Annotated in this window: 17 protein-coding genes; 8 read left to right on the top strand and 9 right to left on the bottom strand. The window is 71.8% G+C overall.

What is annotated here, in order from left to right:
* The first annotated feature begins 117 nt into the window (after window positions 1-117).
* Together WME85_RS07645 and WME85_RS07640 are read left to right on the top strand one after the other, a co-directional pair.
* A complete protein-coding gene (locus WME85_RS07645; RefSeq protein WP_437836580.1) occupies window positions 118-1,467 on the top strand; it encodes a ferritin-like domain-containing protein in 1,350 nt (449 codons plus the stop codon).
* A 339-nt stretch (window positions 1,468-1,806) separates the two neighbouring features.
* Window positions 1,807-2,187, top strand: coding sequence for a hypothetical protein (locus tag WME85_RS07640; RefSeq protein WP_437308431.1), 381 nt, complete (start codon window positions 1,807-1,809; stop codon window positions 2,185-2,187).
* A gap of 292 nt (window positions 2,188-2,479) precedes the next feature.
* Here the strand turns inward: WME85_RS07640 and WME85_RS07635 are convergent, their stop codons facing one another.
* The 3 genes from WME85_RS07635 to WME85_RS07625 all read right to left on the bottom strand — a co-directional run bounded on the left by WME85_RS07635 (window position 2,480) and on the right by WME85_RS07625 (window position 5,576).
* On the bottom strand, window positions 2,480-4,345 hold the full coding sequence (locus tag WME85_RS07635; RefSeq protein WP_437836578.1) for a hypothetical protein: 1,866 nt from the start codon (window positions 4,343-4,345) through the stop codon (window positions 2,480-2,482).
* 259 nt (window positions 4,346-4,604) lie between these two features.
* Entirely contained in the window at window positions 4,605-5,240 is a 636-nt protein-coding gene (locus WME85_RS07630; RefSeq protein ID WP_437836576.1) for an NADPH-dependent F420 reductase, read from the bottom strand.
* A 69-nt stretch (window positions 5,241-5,309) separates the two neighbouring features.
* Complete coding sequence (locus tag WME85_RS07625; protein ID WP_437836574.1) at window positions 5,310-5,576, bottom strand: transposase; 267 nt, start codon at window positions 5,574-5,576, stop codon at window positions 5,310-5,312.
* Between the two features lie 248 nt (window positions 5,577-5,824).
* Between WME85_RS07625 and WME85_RS07620 the strand changes: the two genes are divergently transcribed.
* Window positions 5,825-7,096, top strand: coding sequence for a transporter substrate-binding domain-containing protein (locus tag WME85_RS07620; protein ID WP_437836572.1), 1,272 nt, complete (start codon window positions 5,825-5,827; stop codon window positions 7,094-7,096).
* A gap of 509 nt (window positions 7,097-7,605) precedes the next feature.
* On the top strand, window positions 7,606-8,187 hold the full coding sequence (locus tag WME85_RS07615) for a hypothetical protein (protein WP_437836571.1): 582 nt from the start codon (window positions 7,606-7,608) through the stop codon (window positions 8,185-8,187).
* Between the two features lie 154 nt (window positions 8,188-8,341).
* On the opposite strand, the gene WME85_RS07610 is transcribed toward WME85_RS07615, so the two are convergent.
* The 5 genes from WME85_RS07610 to WME85_RS07590 form a co-directional block, all read right to left on the bottom strand.
* Window positions 8,342-9,334 carry a fatty acid desaturase gene (locus tag WME85_RS07610; RefSeq protein WP_437836569.1) on the bottom strand — a complete coding sequence of 331 codons (993 nt, stop codon included), beginning with the start codon at window positions 9,332-9,334 and terminating at the stop codon, window positions 8,342-8,344.
* A gap of 76 nt (window positions 9,335-9,410) precedes the next feature.
* Window positions 9,411-10,037, bottom strand: a complete 627-nt coding sequence (locus tag WME85_RS07605; protein ID WP_437836567.1) for a TetR/AcrR family transcriptional regulator — start codon at window positions 10,035-10,037, stop codon at window positions 9,411-9,413.
* Between the two features lie 108 nt (window positions 10,038-10,145).
* Complete coding sequence (locus WME85_RS07600) at window positions 10,146-11,057, bottom strand: hypothetical protein (RefSeq protein ID WP_437836566.1); 912 nt, start codon at window positions 11,055-11,057, stop codon at window positions 10,146-10,148.
* A gap of 31 nt (window positions 11,058-11,088) precedes the next feature.
* Window positions 11,089-13,200 carry a sulfatase-like hydrolase/transferase gene (locus WME85_RS07595; protein ID WP_437836564.1) on the bottom strand — a complete coding sequence of 704 codons (2,112 nt, stop codon included), beginning with the start codon at window positions 13,198-13,200 and terminating at the stop codon, window positions 11,089-11,091.
* Between the two features lie 5 nt (window positions 13,201-13,205).
* Window positions 13,206-15,263, bottom strand: a complete 2,058-nt coding sequence (locus tag WME85_RS07590) for a sulfatase-like hydrolase/transferase (RefSeq protein WP_437836562.1) — start codon at window positions 15,261-15,263, stop codon at window positions 13,206-13,208.
* Between the two features lie 157 nt (window positions 15,264-15,420).
* Here WME85_RS07590 and WME85_RS07585 point away from each other — a divergent pair, with 157 nt between their 5' ends.
* The 3 genes from WME85_RS07585 (at window position 15,421) to WME85_RS07575 (ending at window position 18,005) form a co-directional block, all read left to right on the top strand.
* The gene (locus WME85_RS07585) at window positions 15,421-16,689 is read left to right on the top strand and encodes a SprT-like domain-containing protein (protein ID WP_437836560.1); all 1,269 of its coding nucleotides are present in this window, start codon (window positions 15,421-15,423) and stop codon (window positions 16,687-16,689) included.
* Window positions 16,690-16,819: 130 nt separating this feature from the next.
* Window positions 16,820-17,350, top strand: a complete 531-nt coding sequence (locus WME85_RS07580; protein WP_437836558.1) for an SRPBCC family protein — start codon at window positions 16,820-16,822, stop codon at window positions 17,348-17,350.
* 229 nt (window positions 17,351-17,579) lie between these two features.
* On the top strand, window positions 17,580-18,005 hold the full coding sequence (locus WME85_RS07575) for a hypothetical protein (protein ID WP_437836556.1): 426 nt from the start codon (window positions 17,580-17,582) through the stop codon (window positions 18,003-18,005).
* Window positions 18,006-18,069: 64 nt separating this feature from the next.
* Here WME85_RS07575 and WME85_RS07570 read toward each other — a convergent pair whose 3' ends face one another.
* The gene (locus tag WME85_RS07570; RefSeq protein WP_437836554.1) at window positions 18,070-18,372 is read right to left on the bottom strand and encodes a hypothetical protein; all 303 of its coding nucleotides are present in this window, start codon (window positions 18,370-18,372) and stop codon (window positions 18,070-18,072) included.
* An 809-nt stretch (window positions 18,373-19,181) separates the two neighbouring features.
* Between WME85_RS07570 and WME85_RS07565 the strand changes: the two genes are divergently transcribed.
* On the top strand, window positions 19,182-19,568 hold the full coding sequence (locus WME85_RS07565) for a c-type cytochrome (RefSeq protein WP_437836552.1): 387 nt from the start codon (window positions 19,182-19,184) through the stop codon (window positions 19,566-19,568).
* Window positions 19,569-19,583: the final 15 nt, after the last annotated feature.

The following is a 19,583-nucleotide window of genomic DNA, read 5'->3' as shown; positions in this document are numbered from 1 at the left end:
TCCGCATTCGAAGCTGGTACGCCTGCTGCAGTGACGGTCACGTCGCGCGCGGCACACCCCTCGTAGCCGCACAACGCGACTCACAATGGCACAGCTGGCACAGAAAGACAGGCAGCCATGACCCACAACTCTTCTCGCGCATCAAGAATCCTCGCGAATTACCTCCTGGGCCTCCTCGGGCTCGGTGTCCTGAGCGCAGGGTGCGACGGCTTCAGCGAAGACGGCGGCGGCAGCGGCGGTGCCGGCGGCAGCGGCGGCAGCGGCGGCAGCGGCGGTACCGGAGGCGGCGAGAACGGTGACGGCAGCGCATTCCTCGCGCAATGCTCCCCCGCCGATATCACCGATGCAGCGTCGGCGCGGTGGGAAGAGCAGTATGTGGGCAACCACCTCGAGTACGTGTGCATCGGCGGCGATCCCGCGGCCTGCGCGCCGGCAGACGATGCGACCGTGCTCTCGACGATCGGGCGGCGCGTGTTATGGGGATGTGGCTCGAATGGTATCGGAGGTGGGCCGCCGGTGCAGCACGATCATTTCGCGGAGCTGTGGGATGTGCCCTGCGGCCATGATCCCGATGCGAGCGAGTGCTGCTACGTGGCGAGGGTGATCGACTACGACCTGTTCGATATGTCGGAGTGCGGAAGGCCCTTCACGGTCGAGGGGGTGGCCCGAGTCGCGGGCGTGTGCGCGCGGGACGACTGGCGCGCAGAGCTCTCGCCGTGCACGCGCGATCTCGCTCCCGAGACGCGCCGCGCCCTGGCAGCAGCGTGGCTCGCGGACGCGTCGTTCGAGCACGCGTCGATCGCTTCGTTCGCGCGCTTCGCCCTGGAGCTCCTGGCCGTGGGCGCGCCTGCGCGGCTCGTGCGCGGCGCGCAGAAGGCGATGGCCGACGAGATCCGCCATGCGGAGCTGTGCTTCGCGCTCGCAGAGGCGTATTCGGGCGCCGCGGTCGGGCCGTCGGCGCTGCCCGTGGAGGGCGGGCTCGATCGCATCGATCTGGCGGCCATTGCCGAGGCGGCCGTGCGCGAGGGCTGCGTCGGCGAGACGATGGCGTCGCTCATCGCGCGCGCGGCGGAAGAGGGCGCGGGCGATCCGGCGGTCCGGGCGGCCCTCGCCGAGATCGCGACGGACGAAGCCATGCACGCCGGGCTGTCGTGGCAGTTCGTGGCGTGGGCCATCGCCGAAGGGGGCGGCTCGGTGCACGCCGCCGTCACATGCGCCTTCGAAGAGGAGGCCGCGCGCGTGCTCGCCGTCGGGGCCTGCGCTGGCGCGCCGTCCGATCCGGTCATGCGACACCATGGCCGGCTGTCCCCGCTTGAATCCCAGGCAGTGCGGCGCGAGGCGATGTCCGCCGTGATCCTGCCTTGCGCGCGCTCCCTCCTCGCCCGGCTCGGCGCCGCGGAGCCGCGGGTGCGGCCGGAAATGCACGGACGAGATCAGCTCGGTGAACCGATGCGACGGCGGGCCTGATACCGTCTGCCGGTGGGCACGTGCGCGTCATCGAGGTGAGAGAGGGAGAGCTCACGATGCGGCCGCCGAGCGTGAACGGCCTCTGCTGGGGATGACGGGGCGCGGCCGCGCCCCCCAATCGCGCGCGCAGCGGCGCCTTGCGGCCTTTCAGGAGGCCGGCAAGGCGTCGCCGCACGTGAAGCGCCTATCCGCTCAGCCGCGGCTCGACCAGATCGGATTGCCCTGGAGGTAGACCACCAGGTTGCCATCGTCCTGCACGCGGGAACGACTGGCCCTTGCCGCCCGTGTTGCTGGCCGGTAGCATCGCCAGCGCGCCTTCGCGCGAGGGAGGAACACATCATGTCGGGGTACCGTGTCTATGAAACGCTCCAGCGCTCCGATATCCAGGCCCTGTTCGACGTCGGCGCCTACGTCGCCCTCGTCGGCGACGCGTCGCACACGCACGGAGCCTCGGACTTCAAGGCGTTCCACCTCGAGCTGAACCTCGACATCTCCGACGAGCAGATCCGGATGCTCCAGTCTCGCCACAACGCCACCTACATCAAGCTGAAGCCCGGCCTGATGCTCGGCGGCGGCAAGGTGGATCTCGAGGTCTACGACTATGAGCAGGACGTCCTCCAGCTCCTCGACAGCAGCTCCCAGTTCGCCCTCCGCACGGGGCGCGCCGCATTCGGCCACGGCGAGACGATCGGGATGATCCCGCTCAAATTCAACAAATGACGGGACGCCGCGCGGCGCGCCCGGTGATTGCGCCAGGGGCGCGCGGCGCCCGTGCTATGTCAGCTCGCTGAGAGGATGCCTGCGCAGGGTGCGCACGGCGGCGCGGGCGCGTCAGGGCTAGTTACATCGCCCGAAGCGCTGCACGCTCGTGATGGCGGGCAAGTTGGAGAACACCGCCGCGTCCTTGCCGCCCGCGATGAGGATCGAGTCATCTTTCATCGTCGCCGCGGAGTTCTGGGACCTCGGGATCGGCGCGGCACCAGCCCGACCCGGCTCGGTCGGGCGATCGGCTTCAGGGGCCGAGCTTCACGACGAACACGTCGAGGCCGCCGGCGGACGTCATGGGGCCGCTGCCGAAGTCGACGTTGCCGTACAGCTCCCCGGCGGCGTAGACGTCGCCTGCTGCGTCGAAGGCGACGCCGCCGTACGCCACCGCCGTGTCGCCGAAGCGGCTGCTCCACACGTGGCCGCCGGCGCCGTCGTACTTGGCGACGAAGATGTCGTTGGCTCCGGCGCTCGGGACCGGACCGCCCCCGAGATCGGCGACGCCCTCGAACGACCCCAGCACGGCCGCGTTGCCCGTGGCGTCCAGGGCGACGGAGATCACCGCGTCGTTGCCGCCGCCGCCGATGCTCCTGCTCCACACGTGGTTCCCGCTCGCGTCGAGCATCGCCGCGAAGCCGTCGTTCAGCCCGCTCGCGACCAGCGGACCGCCGCCGAAGTCGACGGTACCGAGGAACCACCCGCCCACGACGACGTTCCCGGACGCGTCCGAGGCGATGGTTATGCCGTATTGATCGTCGGCGTCGCCGAAGACCTTGCTCCACAGGTGGTTGCCCAGAGGATCGAGCTTCACCACGACGATGTCGTTCTGCCCGGCGCTGGTCAAGACGCCGCCGCCGAAGTCTGCCTGTCCGGTCAAGAGCCCCACGAAGCTCACGTTGCCCGACGCGTCGACGGCGACGCCCTCCCCGTCCTGGAAGCTCGCGTCGCCGAAGCGCTTGCTCCAGAGGTGATTGCCCGCTGGATCCAGCTTGGCCACGAGGGCGTCGTAATCGCCCGCGGACGGCAGCGGGCCGCCGCCGAGGTCGATGGCTCCGCCCGAGCTCACCGCGGCGAGGATCACGTTGCCCGCGCCGTCCACCGCGATCGTGCGCGAGCCGCTGCGTCCTCCGACCGCCCCGAAGCGCTTGCTCCAGAGGTGGTTGCCCGCTGGATCGAGCTTGGCCAGGAAGATGCTGCTCGTCCCCACGCTGGTGAGGGGGCCGCCGCCGAGATCCACGGTGCCGGAGAACTCGCCGGCGATGAGCACGTTGCCCGCGCCGTCGATGGCGACGCCGTTGCCGTAAGAGCCCTGTGGGCTGGGGAAGCCCCTGCTCCAGAGGTGGTTGCCGGCGGCGTCGAGCATCGCGACGAAGGCATCGTTGAAGCGCGCCTGCGGGAGCGCGCCGCCGCCGAAGTCGATCCCGTGGATGTAGGAGCCCGTGATGGCCACGTTGCCCGCGCTGTCGACGGCGACGGCGTGGGGGGCCTGGTCCTGGCTGTCGCCGAAGAGCTTCGCCCAGAGCGGAGGCCGGGGCGGCGGCCCGCAGTCGAGCGTGACCTGCGAGCCCCAGAGGCGGAGCTCACCGAGGTCCACACGGGCATAGCGCGTCTCCTCGCCGCACGGATCGGGGTCGATCGTCTGGGGCGCGGGCCGGGGGGCGCTGCCCGCACGAGCCGAGAGCGAGCCGACCCGGCGGAGCTCTTCCAGCTCGGCCCGGCTCAGCGCGTCGAAGCTCGCCGGATCGCCGGCCAGAACGAGCCGGCCGTCGGCCGCCGCGAAGGGATCGAGGTGGCGCGCCCGCAGCGCGTCCAGGGCGTCGCGCAGCGAGGCCTCGAGCGGACCGGAGCGGAGCACGACGCGATCGACGTCGAGCGGCGGATCGAGCTGAATGTGGTAGACGACCGCCTCGGCGTCGAGCGCGAGGACGAGGCGCTCGCCCGGCGGGAGCTGGTCGATGTTCGCCTGGGTGACGAGCACGTGCCGGACGTGCGTGTCCTCCGCGGAGGCCGTATCCGCCGGGGCGCAGCCCGACAGGCCCTGGACGACAGCGCAGCCCATCGCGAGGAGAGGAATCAGCGCAGGGCGGAAGAGCTTACGAGTCAGGTCGCGCATGGAGCACCACGTCCTTTCATGGATCTCGAGAGCGCACACGGCACCGAGGCGCGCTTTTCCCGAGGAGAGCACCTTACCAGAGGCGGCGGGGGTCCGGGAACTTGTAGAGAGTGCGGGATCGCGAAGCTCAGATGTCGGACAACCAGCGACCGGCGGATCCCACGGGTCGCGACGGTTCGCCCGCGCGGGACAGTCCCGCCAGAGAAGCCGGTCGATGACGAGCGACCGAGCGCCCGGCAGCCCCCACGCCTGGCGCGCCCTACTTGCCGACGAGCTTGAAGGCGTGGTGAATCTTGCCGGTGCGGTGGGAGTGGACGACCCACAGCAGGCTGAGCGCCTCGAGCCAGCGCGCGCTCTCGATATCGCCCATGTCGATGACGGGCCAACCGAAGGACTCCAGCAGACCGCCCACGACCAACTTCGCGTCGGCGTCGTTGCCCGCGATGAACATATCGGGATCTCCACCCGTCAAGCCCGGATTGACCATCACGGCCGCGAGCACCGTGTTCAACGCCTTGACCACCTTGGCGTCCGGGAGCCAGCGCTGGACGCGCTCGCCCAGGGAGTCCGTCGTGCCGACGAACAGCCCCGGACGACCGCCGCTGAAGTCGAGCGGGTCGCTGACGTCCACCACGATCTTGCCGGAGAAGTGCGGCACGCCCGCGCTCTCCAGCACCGCTTCGACAGCGGTCCCGTGCACGGCGAGCACGATCAGCTCGGCCCACTGCACACACTCCGCGGGGCTGCCGACGGACGCCGCGGCGCCGACCTCGGCTCGCCACGACTCGAGCTTGAGCGGATCGCGCGTGCCGATGCGAACCGAGTGTCCCTTCTCCACCAGGGCGCGCCCCAGGGTCTGCCCGACGCTGCCCGAACCGAGTATTCCAATCTTCATTCGAGGTCTCCCGCTTGGAGGAAGAGCAAAACGACTCGAGGATGTCAAGGGCGAACCACCACGCTCTCTTCAGGTGACAGAAGGTTTCTCACGAGTCCGCTCTGGCCTTTCTGGCCTGTCTGGCCTGCGCACCACGGCACTCCGGCGCTTCGCAGAGGGTGCAAAGAGTCCATGATACCGGACAAGAGGGTACCTCGGCGGGGGAACAAGCGTCGAGAGCCGCGCAAGCAGCTCTACAGGCGTCATGATCCGGCGCGTGCTCCGCTTTCCCGCCGACTCGCCTGCGAAGCGCCACGCCGAGGCCGGGCAGAACGTCGTCGCCTGCTGCGAGCGCACGGCGGCAGCGCGACGACACCGACTGAAATCCTCCCGCCTGACCGGCCGCCGGGAGTATCCTCCGCGCCCTCATGACGAGCGCTCTCCGCGCGCCACGCTCCCCAGGCCGGCCTTCGCGACGCACGGCGGGCCCGCGGCTCACGCTGGCCCTGGTCCTCGGGTTCGCCGCGGCGGGGTGTGCCCGTCCGGAGGGGGCCGTCTCCGCCCGGCCGGCCGGGGCCACCTCCGCGGGGCCTGCCGCCTCCGCCGTGCCTGCCGTCTCCGCCGCGCCTGCCGCCGCCGCCGCGCCGGACGCGGGGGCGGCCGCGAGCTCCCGCCCCGCGGCGGCCTCCCTCCGCGCCGGCACCAGCGGCGACTACCCGCCCTTCAGCGTCTGGAAGGATGACCACGCCGAGGCCTTCTCCGCCGCGCTCCTCGGGGGCTTCGCCGCAGAGCAGCGGCTCGCGCTCTCCTGGACACGCTTCCGCTGGGCCGATCTCGTCGGGGACCTGCGCGCCGGGCGCTTCGATCTCGCGGCCGACGGCATCACCGTGCGCCCGGAGCGCTCCCTCGCCGGGCGCTTCACCGTGCCGGTGGCCCGCGGCGGCGCCGTCCTGCTCCTCCGGCGCCCGGCGTGGGCCGCGCCCGCGGGCAGCCCAGGGCTCGGGCTCGAGGGCGCCCGCGCCGCGCTGCGCGCGCTGGACCGGCCCGAGCTGCGCGTGGCGGTCAACCGCGGCGGTCACCTCGAGCGCGTCGCCCGGAGCTTCCTGCGCCGCGCCCAGGTCGTCGCCATCCCCGACAACGCCGCGGTGCGCGAGGCGCTCGCCCGCGGCGACGCGGACGCGGCCATGACCAACACCTTCGAGGCCCCGCGCTGGGCCGAGGGGCTCGACCGCATCGAGCGGATCGGGCCGCTGACCCGCGACGTCGTCGCGCTCTACGTGCGCGCCGACCGGCCCGAGCTCGCGGCGCAGCTGGACACCTGGCTGCTCGCCGAGGAGGAGCGCGGCGCGCTGGGGCAGCTGCGCGCGCTCCACCTCGGCCCCGGTGGAGGCGGGCCCACCGCGCTGCCCGTGGACGCGCTCCTCTGCGCCACCGCCGAGCGCCTCGCGCTCATGCCCCTGGTGGCCGCCGCCAAGCGGCGCGCCGGGAGGGCCATCGAGGACCAGGCGCAGGAGGCCCGCGTGCTCGCCGCCGGGAGGGCCGCCGTCCTCCAGGCCGCCGCCGCGCGCGGCGCGCCGCCCCCGGCCGACGACGCCATTGACGCCTTCTTCCGGGCCCAGATCGAGAGCGCCAAGGCTGTCGAGCGACGCGCCCTGGCCGCCCCCGAGACGAGCGAGCCGGCCTTCTCGCTGGACGACGACCTGCGCCCGGCCATCGCCCGCATCACCGCGCGGATGGCCTTTCTCCTCGTGCGCCTGCCCCGCGGGCTCACGCGCGAGTCCGTGCTGGCCAAGGCCCGCGACGACCTGGCGGAGAGCGGGCTCGCGCCCGAGCAGATCGAGCGGCTCGTGGCGGCGCTCGTGGCCCTCGGGGGCTGACGAGGCGGCGGCGGCGGCTCGTGGCGGCGCTTGCCCGCCGGCGCTCGTCAGCGGTGCGGAGCACCTCTTCGACTCCTGTGCCCGTGAGGCAGCAGAGCGCCTCCTTCGTGCGCTCGGCATTCCGGGGCTTCTAGCGGCAGTTCAGGTCGCGCTCAGCTCTCCTGAGCTGACAGGTTCCGTTCCAGGCTCCCTCTGCCCGCGTCGATCGGTGCTGCAGGGCCGGGTGGTCCGCGGCTCGATCGCCCTCACCGGACGGAGCCGCTTCGAGCTTCCTCGATACGCGGGACCAGGAAGAGAGGAGGAGCGGTGGACGAGAACCGGTACAGCTCTCGCACGGCGGCCGAGCATGAGAGAGAAGTAGCCAGGCGGATCTCGGCCAGAGCACTCCACGGCGCCCTGCGGCAGCGATCGCCGCCGGCGCGCAGAGGAACGGCGTCGCGCCGACGTTCTCCTGGTCAGGACACCATCCGTTCGAGGCGTCCCTGTGGCGGCCTGTAAAGGAGCAACCCATGGCAGTCGCGCAGCAGCATGCGGGTCAGCAGAGCCTGTTCACCGATGATTTTCTCTACTTCGTCCTGAGGCTCCGAAAATCCCGTATCCGCCAGGTGGCGGACCGCGTGCGGCGCATGTATCCGGACGAGTCACCCGAGCAGCAGGCGCGCCACCTGATCGCATCGACCGCGGCGATCGCGTTCGCCGCGGGCGGCGTCGTCCAGACGCCCGCCATCCTCCCCGGGTTCGGCGTCATGTACGAAGGCCTGGGGTTCGTCGCCGGCACATCCATCCTCACCAGGATGCACCTTTACCTGATCCTCGAGATAGCGCTGCTCTTCGGGAAGGACATCGACGAGTCCGACCGCGTGAAGGAGCTCATGGCCGTGGTGGCGACTTGCGCTGCCAGCGCCGCCGCTCCGGCGGCTGTCCTCGTGGCGACGATGAACCCGGTCTTCGCCGTGGCGACAGGGGCGCTCGCCGCGACCGCCGCGACCCGGACGATCGGGGAATCGGCGCTCCGCCGCTACAAGCGCGCGACGGCGCCCGAGGCGGCGGCGGTCCCTGCGCCCGCGGTCGGCGGGCGTCAAGGCGGCTGATCTCGCCGGGGTGCCCGGCCCCATGAGCCCTTCCGGGTTGGGTCTCCAGCCCATGCCCACGTTTCCCCGCGCCTCGCCGGCGTCGCGCGCGGCTCCTCGACGCCGGGGCCGTGCGCGACCTCTCCGTCCACGTCCTCTGGATCGGCTTCCGCGCTCATCCATCGCTGGCGCCAGCGCCAACCTCGCTCGACCGCCTCACGGCGCCATCATGGACGGCGCGGGAGCGCACGATGCGGGCGTGCGGGCCCATGGCTGGGTCCGTGATGAAGTGCCACAGCACCCAGGTCCACGAGCGATGCGAGACCAGCGTGTCGTAGTGGCGCCTGGCGATGCGGTGCAGCGCGGGCAGGCGCCAGCCGGGCACGTTCATGAAGTCGTGGTGCTCGACGTGGTAACCCACGTTGAACGTCACGTGGTTGAGCGGCCCATAGTAGCTATAGGTCTCCTGCTCGGGCGCGTACACGTAGTGCTCGTGCACGAAGTGGCCGGCCACCGGGTGCAGGCTGTGTCCGATCAAGGTCGACAGCAGCAAGTAGGTGAAGCCGGGCGCGCCGAGCAGGCGCCACGAGAGCCACGCGGCGGGCAGCTGGATGGCCAGGTTGATCCACTCGTCGCGGCTCGGCGGCTTGGCGAAGCGCGCGGCGCGGCCCAGGTAGGCCACGACGTAGAAGAACAGCCACAGGAGCTTGCGCGCGCGGCCCGTGCCGATCAGCCGCACCTCGAGCGAACGCGGCAGATCGGTGTCCTCGCCGGCCACACCGAGCAGCGCGTGGTGCGCGAGGTGGTAGCGGCGGAAGCTCATCGCCGCCGGCAGCACCATCGGCAGGTTGGCGATCAGCGCCAGCAGCTTGTTCGAGCGCACGCGGCGCGCGGCCAGATCGTGCGCCGCCTCGTGGATGGCCATCGCGCACCAGTGCGAGAGCACCGCGCCGAACGTCGCCGCCGCGAGCGTGACCACCCACCAGCGCGCGGCGAACGCGCCGAGCGACCAGGCGACGGCGAGCTGCGCGAGCACCACCGCCAGCGTGACCGCGACGGTGCGCCGGTCGTAGCCGAACAGCGCGCGGATCTCGGGGTGCTCGCGCAAGATACGGCGCCTGCGCGCGCGGTGTGGCTCGGCGCGCGTGACCCATTCGAAGGAACGCATGCGCCTCGATCTAGGCAGCGCAGCCGGCGCCGCCCATTCGCATTCCCGGCGCCGCGCCCGCGCGCGCCAGCGGCGGTCAGTCGGGCCGCAAATAGCCGTGCAAAAGCCGGGTGAGCTCGGCCTGCGCGGCCGGCGCGCGCAGCATGTCGCCCTCGCGGAAGGCCGCCATGCCCAGGGTGTTTCGCATTGCGTGGAACAGGAAGAAGCCGCCGAGCTGCGGATCCACCGCGCGGGTCTTGGGCCGGATGCGCACCAGGAGCTCGGCCAGCGCGGCCTCGGCCTCGCGATCGGCGTCGGCGATCAGATCGAAGTCGCCCACCCGCACGAACCACTTCATGAGCGCCTTCGTCACGCGCGCGTGGGCCAGCTCGAGCTCGATCAGCCGGCCGGCCAGCCGGTGCAACGCCGCGTCCAGCGGGAGCGGCTCGACCTCGTCGAGCACCCGGCGGATCTCGGCGAAGCGTTTCTGCACGAAGCGGCGCAAGAGCGCCGCGACCAGCGCCTCACGGTTGGGGAAGTACTGATACAGCGAGCCCACGCTGACCCCGGCACGCTCGGCGATGTGCGTGGTCGATACACGGCTCTGCTTCGCCTCCTCCTGGCGCTCGATCAGCTGACCGGCGGCCTCGAGGATGGCGTCGACCGTGCTGCGCGAGCGCTCCTGGCGCGGATCCTTGCGCGGCTTCTGCGGCGACGTGGTCACGCCGCACATTCTCGCACGGGTCGTCGGCCGGCTCGGGAGTGAGGAGTGTCCGACGTCTTCGCGGGTGAGCTCGTCCTCCCCTTCGCCCTGGGGCCTGGCTGCCGGCCCTCAGGACCTCCGGCGGGATCGCGCGAAGAACGCCGCGGCCGCCAGCGACAGCCAGACCGCGAACCCCGCGCTCGTGCGGCCCGGCGCGAGGCTGCACCCGCCATCGTCGTCGCTCGCGCCGGGCTCCGGGGTCTGCCCCGTGGGCTCGCCGCCGCCGGTCCCCGACGTGCCCGCCGCCGCGCTGCCCCCGCCGCCCGTGCTGCCGGCGCTGGTGGAGGCGCCCGCCCCTCCCGCGCCGGGCTCGGTCGGAGCGCCGCCGGCCCCTTCCCCGCCCGCGCCGCCGCCGCCCGCGCCCGGATCCGCGGGCCCCGGCGGGACATACTCGCTGCCCGGCTCAACGATGGTCACCACCATGCGCACCCGGGTCGGCATGAACCGCGCGGCCCGGTCTGCCCCGACGTTGTCCGCGGAGGGCTTGCCGTTCTCGGTGTCCTTCAGGATGACCGCGATCTGGCGGATCCCCTGGCTCCAGTCCACCGACTCGCCCTCCGGCGACCAGAACCCCGAGAAAGGCGACTCCCAGTCGATGACGCCCGTCGTCGTGTAGGTCGGCGACTGCTCGGTGCAGGCGTACGTCGGCGTCGCCTCGAAGCAGACCTGGAACTTCGTCGGCTCGTCGGTCGGCTTGGTGAGCACCTCCAGGTGCAAGTAAGCCGTGCCGGACGTGTAATCGGCCGGGCTGCGCCAGTTGGTCGGGGCCGACGCTGGCGGATCGACGCGGTAGTGGGAGTCCGCCAGCGTGGGCAGGTGGTCCCAGGTCTCGTCGAGCACCACGAACTGCCCGGCGAGCGCCAGAGAGCTCGACAGCGACATTGCGGCCGCCGATGCCGCGAACACCCCGGCGCGGCGCCACGCCGCGCCCGACCTGCGCTGCCGCGCACTCAGGAGGGACAACTTCTCAAGGTTGATCATGGGTGAGCTTATACACCCGTTCTCCCCAGGATCACCCGCCCCAGTCGACCGGCTTCCTCCCGGGCGGCGTCACGTTCGGCATCTCGTGGAAGAGCGCCCGCCCGAGGTCGGGCAGCGGCGCGCACGCCTGCTCTCCCAGGTTGGTCAGCTCGAGCGGGTCGTCCAGCACGTTGAAGCAGTGGAACTCGCCGTCCCACTCGCGCGCCTCGATCTTCAGCGGCCCCTGCATCATCCCCCAGTTGCGGAAGGCGCAGCCCCATACCCACGTGCAGTTCGTGAGCGGCACCGGCGCGACCGTGCGCTCCGGCCGCGTCAGCGGGTGCCCGACCATCCGGGCGCGGAACGGCGCGAGCCGCGGCTCGTCCCACAGCCCCATCAGATCGAGGAACGTCGGCGCGAGGTCGAGGTGCCACACGAACGCTTCCTTCGCGCCGGCGATGCTCGCCCGCTCCTCCGGGGCGAGCGTCCCCTCCGGCGCGTCGATCCACGCCGGGACCAGGATCTCCTCGTCCCAGAGCGAGCTCGTGTGGCCGAGCTGCCAGTGCTCCCGGAACGACTCGCCATGATCCGACGTGTACACGAGCACCGTGTGCTCACCGCTCGGCGTCCCGCGGATGTGCTCGATGAGCCGGCCAACCGCCATGTCCGACAGGTAAACGACATTCTTGTAGTAGTTGAAGAAGTGCTCGTTCTTGTCGGGCGATTTGCTCAGCTCGCTGGGCTGGAACGGCGAATGAAGCGGATCGCTCACGTACGGGAAATGGATGTTCGAGTAATGGATGACCGCGAAGAACGGCTCGACGAGCTCGCCCCACTCCTCGATCACGCGATCCGTGAGCTGCCGGTCGTAAGCGCCGTAATCGAGGTCGGCGCCCGGATCGAGCTGGGTCGCGACGACGCGGTGCGAGACCGGGATGTCCTGCACGTAGAGCCGGGCGTTCCCGAACATGAGGTTCTGGCTCGTCCAGTACGCCGTGTCCCACCCGGCCGCGTGGGCGTAATGCCAGAGCAGCGGGGCGGAGCCGAGCACCTCCATGCTCTCTGTCGGCGGCACGCCAGACCAGATGTTCGAGATCGAGATGGCCGTCGTCGAGTCGTGGGCCCGCATCTGCAAGAGCGGCATGCGGCGAGGCGCGGCGGCGTTGGAGAACGGCGTCGCCTGCTGGCAGCCCGGGTCGTACTCGACGCACGTCACGTCCGCGCGCTGGCTCTCCTGCAGGATGAGCACCACGTTCCGCGGCCGGGCGGGCCGCGCGGCGAGCGGGGGAACGCGCTCCGGGTCGCGGCGCTGGACGCGCAGATCCGGCGACTCGTCGGTGATGCCGAGGTGCTCCTTCACCACCGCGGTGACGCCGTGGAAGTAGATCATGTCGGCCGACGACGACTGGATCACCCGGTAGCTCACCGGGATCATCGTCACGCCGGCCAGCGCGAGGGGCACGACCGCCGCCGCGACGCGCCGCCGGAGCCGCCGCGGGCGCACGAGGCGGCGGGCGAGCCGCAGCGCCCCGAGGGCGAGCCCGAGCGCGACGGCGAAATGGGCGACCACGCGGGGGTTCGCGAGCGGGAGCGTGCCCACGATCGACCACGGGATCGACTGGGAGTGGATCTGGGAGTCGATGGAACAGTAGATGTTGTAGAGGGCGTGGAAGCCCCCCTGCACGCCGCAAGCGAGCGTGAAGAGCACGACGAAAAGCCCGCCGGTGACGCCGCGCAGGGCGCCGCGGCGGCCCGAGGCGACATAGAGCAGGACGCCCCAGAACCCGAGCGACACGGCCACTGTCGCGACGTAGCCCGCCGCGTGCAGCCGGTCGAAGGTGGCCATGTGGCGGCCCCGCCGCAGCACGTCGGCGACGAGGAACCAGAGCGCCGGCGAGGCGAGGAGCGCGAGCGCGGCGAGGCGGCGACGGCGGCGGCGACGAAGAGCAGCCCGGCGCGCCGCGCGCGGGCGGCCGGCGGGGGGCGCGGGCGCAGACCCGCCAGCGGCAGGCGCAGAACCGCCAGCGGCAGGCGCAGGCGCGGGCGCGTCAGCCACGGACGCGGGCGCGGGCCCGCCAGCGGCAGGCGCCGGCGCGGGCACGTCAGCCACGGGCGCAGGCGGCTCGCCGGGCGCGCCGCCGTCTCGGTCGATGTCCGGCGTCATCCGGCTCAGTCGCGGCGGGGCCTGGCCGCGAGGTCGCGGAGGTGGACCGGGACATCGACGCTGCCGGCGGGGCCGCCGTAGATCGCGTCCGCGAGCCGGGGCAGGTCGCCGCAGGCGGCGGGCCCGAGGTCGCGCTGCTCGCGGGGGTCGGCGAGCACGTCGTAGCAGTGCCAGGCGGTGTCCCAGGCGCGGGATTCGAGCTTCATGTTGCCGCGCATCATCCCCCAGTTCTTGAACGCGCAGCCCCAGATCCCGGTGCAGTTCGTGAGCGCCAGCGCCGCCGGCCCCGGCGACGGCCGGAGCAGGCTGTGCCCGACCATCGCCGCCCGGTAGCCCGCGAGCGCCGGCTCATCCCAGAGGCCCATCAGGTCGAGCAGCGTCGGCGCCACGTCGGTGTGGAAGACGGGCTCGTCCCGGGCCGCGCGCAGCGCGCCCTCCTCCGCGGCCGTCAGCGTGCCCGGCGGCGCGTCGACCCAGCCGGGCACCCGGATCTCCTCCTCGAGGATCGAGCCCGTGTGGCCGAGCTGGCCGTGCTCCCGGAACGCTTCGCCGTGGTCCGACGTGAAGACGATGACCGTGCGCTCGCCGACCGGAGAGCTCCGGACGAAGCGGATGAGCTCCGCGATCGCCGCGTCCTGCCGGTAGACCGCGTTCCTGTAGAAGTTGTGGTACGCGTCGTTGTCGTCCGGCGCCTTGCTCTCGAGGGCGGGCTGGAACGGCGCCTCCGCCGGGTCGACCAGGTACGGGACGTGGGTGTTGCCGAAGTGGGCGACCGCGAGGAACGGCTCGCGCAGCGAGGGCAGCTCGGACCGCACGTGCGCGGAGAGCAGCCGGTCGTCGGCCCCGAGATCGATGTCGGCGAGCGGATCGAGCTCCGTCGCGCCGCACTGGTGCGAGACCGGCAGGTCCTGCACGTAGAGGCGCGAGTTCGCGAACATCATGTGGTGGCTCGTCCAGTAGGCGCTGTCGAAGCCGGCCGCGTCCGCGTAGTCGAAGACGAGCGGCGCCGTGTGGAGCTCCTCGCGCGTCGCGATCGGCTGGAGGCCGGACCAGAGCACCGAGAGCCCGATCGCCGTGGTCGAGGCGTTGGAGCGCATCTGCGTGAGCGGCAGCCGATCGGGCGCCGCCGCGTCGATGCGCGGCGTGCCCGGGCACGCGCCGGGCGCGCCGTCCGCGTCGGCGGGCGCGCGCGCGGAGCACGCGGCGTCGGCGCGCACGCTCTCGGTCAGGATGAAGAGCACGTTGCGCCGCGGGCCGGGCGCCGGGGCCACCGGCGGCAGCGCGGGCGGCGTGCGGAGCCCCGGGCGCACCTGCGCGGTGGTCTGGACGCCGACGAGCTCCTTGATGAGGCCGCCGATCGCGTGGAAGTAGATGACGTCGGGCGTGGAGGCCTGCACCGTGCGGTAGGAGCACGGCAGCACGAACGCGGCCACCACGACCGCGGGCGCGGCGAGGCGCGCGGCGCGGGCCCACGCCGTGCGGCCGGGCCGCACGACCCGCCGGCCGAGCCATACGAGCGCGATCGCCAGCAGGAGCGGCGGCAGGACCGAGCGGAGGAAGTTCTCCCCGTCGGCCCGGAGCTGGCCGAAGAGGCTCGCCGAGAGCGAGGTCCCGAAGAGCGTGGCGTCGAGGTTGAGGTACGTCGCGTACTGGCGGTGGAAGTAGAGCTGGCCGCCGAGCGACAGCGTCGCGAGCAGCACGAAGAGCAGCGCCGCGACCCAGCGGGCCGCGCCCCGCCGCGCCGAGGCCGCGAAGAGCAGGAGCCCCCAGAGCGCGGCGCTCTCGGCCATGGCGCCGAGGTAGCTCGCCACGTGCTTGCCGCTCAGGTCGAGCAGGCGATCCCCGCGGATGCGGACGTCCACGATCACGACGAGGAGCAGGGGGAGCGCGAGGAGCAGGCGACCGTAGCGGCGCCGGGCGCGGGCGACGGCGCGCAGCCGCGCGCGCGTGCCGACGTGGACGGCGCGCTCGGCGCCCAGATCGCGGCTCAGACCGCGCGAGGAGCGGCTGGAGGCGTCGGCCTCCGTCGCGTGGGGTTCATTCGACGCCTTGGAACGGAACACGTGGGGCGCGCGATTCTAGCGAGGACATGGCGTATCGGGAACGTTTCTGCGGCGGGTCGGTGGCGGCTCGATGAAGGGTCCGTCCGGCTGGAGCGGCGCGCCCGGTCGAGAAAACCCTTCGACAGCCGCCCGGGGCGTGCCATGAGAGGCGTCCGAAATGGCGGAGCAGCTCATCCTGAACGGGTTGCGCGGCGCCCAGCAGGCCCCCGAGGCCGCCGCGCCGCCGGTCGATCCCTCCTCCTCCACCGCGGCCGCCGCGCCGCCGCCGTCCCCCGGCGCGCCGGCGCCCGAGCCGCCGCGCGAGACGGCGGCGCGGCTCAGCGCCGAGCTGGAGGCGGCGCTCGTGCGCGAGCTCATGGGGGCCTACCAGACCCTCAACTACACGCATTTCCGGCGGAAGCTGCGCTCGGCGTCCATCGAGCTGTCCGACGCCGCGAGCCGGCTCGGGCGGTGGATCTCCGAGGCGCGCGCGATCGAGATCTCGCGGCCGCTCGTCATGACGCAGCCGTGGGGCGTCGTGATCGAGGTGCTCAAGCACGAGATGGCGCACCAGTACGTGCACGAGGTGCTGGGCGTGACGGACGAGGCGGCGCACGGCCCGGCGTTCCGCGAGGTGTGCGCGCGGCTCGGCATCGACGCGACGGCGGCCGGGATGCCGGCGGCGGGGGCCTCGCCGGCGGACCCGGGCGGGGCGGCGCGCGGCGACGCGGGCGCGGACGGCGTGGACGCCCGGATCCTCGACCGGATCGCGCGGCTGCTCGCGCTCGCGGACAGCCCGAACGCGCACGAGGCGCAGGCGGCGATGAGCGCCGCGCAGCGGCTGATGCTGAAGTACAACCTCGACGTCGCGAAGGCGCGCGCCGCGCGGCAGTACGGCTTCCGCCACCTCGGCGAGCCGAGCGGGCGCGTGGGCGAGAGCGAGCGGATCGTCGGGGGCATCCTCGGCAAGCACTTCTTCGTCGAGGCGATCTGGGTGCCTGTGTACTCGCCGCTCGAGGGCAAGCGGGGCAGCGTCCTCGAGATCGTCGGGACGCCGGCGAACCTGGAGATGGCCGCCTACGTACACGCGTTCCTGCACCACACGGCCGAGCAGCTCTGGCGCGAGCACAAGCGGTCCCACGGCGTGAAGGGCAACAAGGACCGGCGGACCTACCTGGCCGGCGTGATGATCGGGTTCCTCGAGAAGCTGAACGCGGAGCGGAAGGTGTCCGTGGAGCAGGGGCTCGTCTGGGTGAGGGACGCCGACCTCGACAGCTACTACCGGTCGCGCCACCCGCACGTGCAGCACCTGCGGCACGCGGGCAACCAGCGGACGCCGGCGCACGCGCACGGGCGCGAGGCGGGGCGGAAGATCGTGCTGCACCGCCCGATGCAGGGCGCGACCGGCGAGCGCGGCCTGCTGCTGCCGCCGGGCAAGAAGGGCTGAGCGGTCAAGCTCACGCGCGGGCGCCCGCGCGCACGGCGCCGCGCCCGCGCCGGACGCACGGCGCCGCGCCCGCGCCGGACGCACGGCGCCGCGCCGGCGTCGAGGCTGCGGCGCGCGCCCGACGCGCTCGTTGACGGCGAAGGAGCGGTTCCGGCACGATGGCCCGTCGCGCGCGCCAATCGAGGAGAACAACGAGATGCCGCTCCGGTTCACCATTGAAGAGCAAATCGATGCGTCCCCCGAGGAGGTCTTCCGGCTCGCGACGGACATCGACGCGTTCGGCGACTGGATGCCCAACTTCGTGCGGGCGGAGAAGCTCACGGACGGCGTCGTCGGCAAGGGCGCGATGTGGCGCGAGACCCGCAAGATGTTCGGCAAGGAATCGACCGAGCAGTTCGAGGTCACGGCGGCGGAGCCGGGCAAGAGCCTGGATCTCTTCATCGACGGGCAGAAGGGCACCACGGGACGGGGGGAGTACCGGTTTCGCTATGTCTTCGAGCCCGCGGGCGACGGCACGCTGCTCAAGATGGATGGCGAGATCGCGGGGATGGGCTGGTTCATGGAGACGCTCGGGCGGCTGTTCATCGGCAGCTTCAAGAAGGCCGTTCACGGGGATCTCAAGGCGCTGAAGAGCCACCTGGAGCGGCGGCGGGCGAGCTAGTTCCGGCAGCCCAGCCCTAGGAGAGGGAGTCGGTGGGCCGGCGTGGGGGCCCACCGAACTCGCCTGGGACGTTCTCTCCGGCGCGCTGCGCACGTCAGAGAGAGAACGTCGTTCGGGCTCAAACAGCGGTTCGTCCCCCGCGCCGCCCTACGAACTCCCTCTCCGGGGCCTACCGCTTGTCGAGAGTCCGTCTGGGTGGTGACGACTCGCGAGAGAAAGGCAACACAAGATGATGACGCTGTTCATTTGGCTCTTGGTGATTGCCCCCTTCATCGCTTGCACCAAGGCTGACACATGCGCCAGCTACGAGTATATGACCGTGACCAACGCGGTCACGGGCGAGAATGAGACGCGGGAGGCGGCATGGTGCACCGGCACCGTGACCTGCGACGATCGCACGCGGAGCGTCAAGCCCTTCAAAGCACCTTGGACGGGCAACGGGGGCCCGTGCAACCGTAGGTGGTTGGATCAGTGGGGCGGCACCATGCCCGCGAATTGCCGCGACCTGAAGCTGAAGGCGTCGCCGGTTTGCCTCGAAGATCGTGGCCAGGTGCCAGGCGAATCGTCGGGTGCGGGGGTTATCGTCACGGTCGGCGCGGCATCCGGCGGTGACTTCCCGGCGGATGGCTTCGATCAGCGAGAGGATCGAGAGTAGAGCACGTGTCCGGAGCCCCGCGGCATCGCCCCTCGGATACTGTCCAGACTGGAGACCGGGTGGCTCACGGAGGCCCCGCGTTGCTAGAAGGTCTCACGGCTGGCCTTCGAGGGCGGAGCGGGGGCAGTTTCACGCCGAATTCCTCCTCGTACCACTGCCTGAAATCGGCAACGGAGCTGTCGACGTCGGAGTAGTCGGTGTAGATGAGGTCTTCCTCGTCGTCAGTGTAGTAGTAGACGACGTCTTCCTCGTCGCCTGCTCCCTTCTGAACGTGCTGGGCGGCGGCCTCGTCGGGTGCGACGTCGGCGCCGCTATCCAGAGGCGCAACGAAGAGGAGGGCACCAAGGAGGAGGGCCTTCTTTGCCATCTCCTCCCCAATAGCACGGCCTTGGCCGGCCGGTCCACGCCGCTCCGACGCCTCCAGATCGCACGATCCCTCAACGGTCCCGGTCGCGGCGTTGTCCCCGCGCTGCTCGCGGCGCTCGACGATCTCGCGCCGGGGAGCGGCTCACGGCGGAGAGCCAAGCGCATCGCGCGGCTCTCGGAGGACGCGATACCTCCACGCGGGAAGCTCCCCGATGCGACGCTCGAGGCCGCCCGGATCGACCTCGGCTTTGGCGCGCCGTGGCGCCCGGGCGGGATGCCTCAACCTGGTGCAAGAGCAGAGGGCCGCCTTCCGGCATCGGCCTGAATTTGCCACAATCAACGTCACTTCACGGCGTTTTCCCCGGTTGAAGAGGCGCTCCCCGAGATCGAGCTCGACACGCCGGTTCCGGACGTGCCGCAACAGCCGCCCCGTTCTCACGGAGCTGGCGGTGCCGCCTCTCGTACAAGGTTGCCGCCTGGAAAGAGCTACGGCGCCTCGAATTTGTACAAGGTTGCCGCCCCGGACGACCCCGGGTGCCGTCCGTTTGTACAAGGTTGCCGCCTCGATCGACCCTAGGTCGCGTCCAACTTGTACAAGGTTGCCGCCTGGGACGACCCTGGGTGCCGTACACTTGTACAAGATTGCCTCTCCGGACGACCGGGGCTCCCTGCAATTCACGCCGCTCCGTCTTTGTTGACCCGGTGCGCGGCGCCAGGCACCATCCGCGCGCGGCGCCAGGCCGGCCTGCATGGCCGGAGGCTCGACCCCCGGCTCGCCACGCTTCCCTAACACGCTGTTGAGGTGCTTGAATGCGCGTTCGTACGATCCTCTTGTTCTGCCTTGCTCCCTTTGCCATTGGCGCTCTCCAGGGCTGCGGCGGCTCGGATGAGCCCGGCGGCGAAAACAACAACAACGGGGGGGCGCTCGGCGCGTGCCCGGACAACGCCGATGCCCAGGTGATGGCGGGCTTCGCCGCGCTCCGTGACAACTGCAGCGTCTGTCATGCCACGGACAAGGTGGGCCCCTCGCGCGGCGGCGCGCCCGAATCGGTCAACGTCGACGACGCCGCGTCCGTCAGCGCCGAGGCCGAGGAAATTTACGAGCGGGTGGAGGATGGCACGATGCCCCCCGGCACGCCGCTCGGCGACGAGACCGTCGAGGCCATCCGCGTCTACCTCGCCTGCGACGCGCAGTAGTCGCCACCACGCCCC

The sequence above is a fragment of the Sorangium sp. So ce1153 genome, from assembly GCF_051521595.1.
In the GTDB taxonomy this organism is placed as follows: domain Bacteria; phylum Myxococcota_A; class Polyangia; order Polyangiales; family Polyangiaceae; genus Sorangium.
This window is presented reverse-complemented; position numbering and strand designations above follow the sequence as displayed.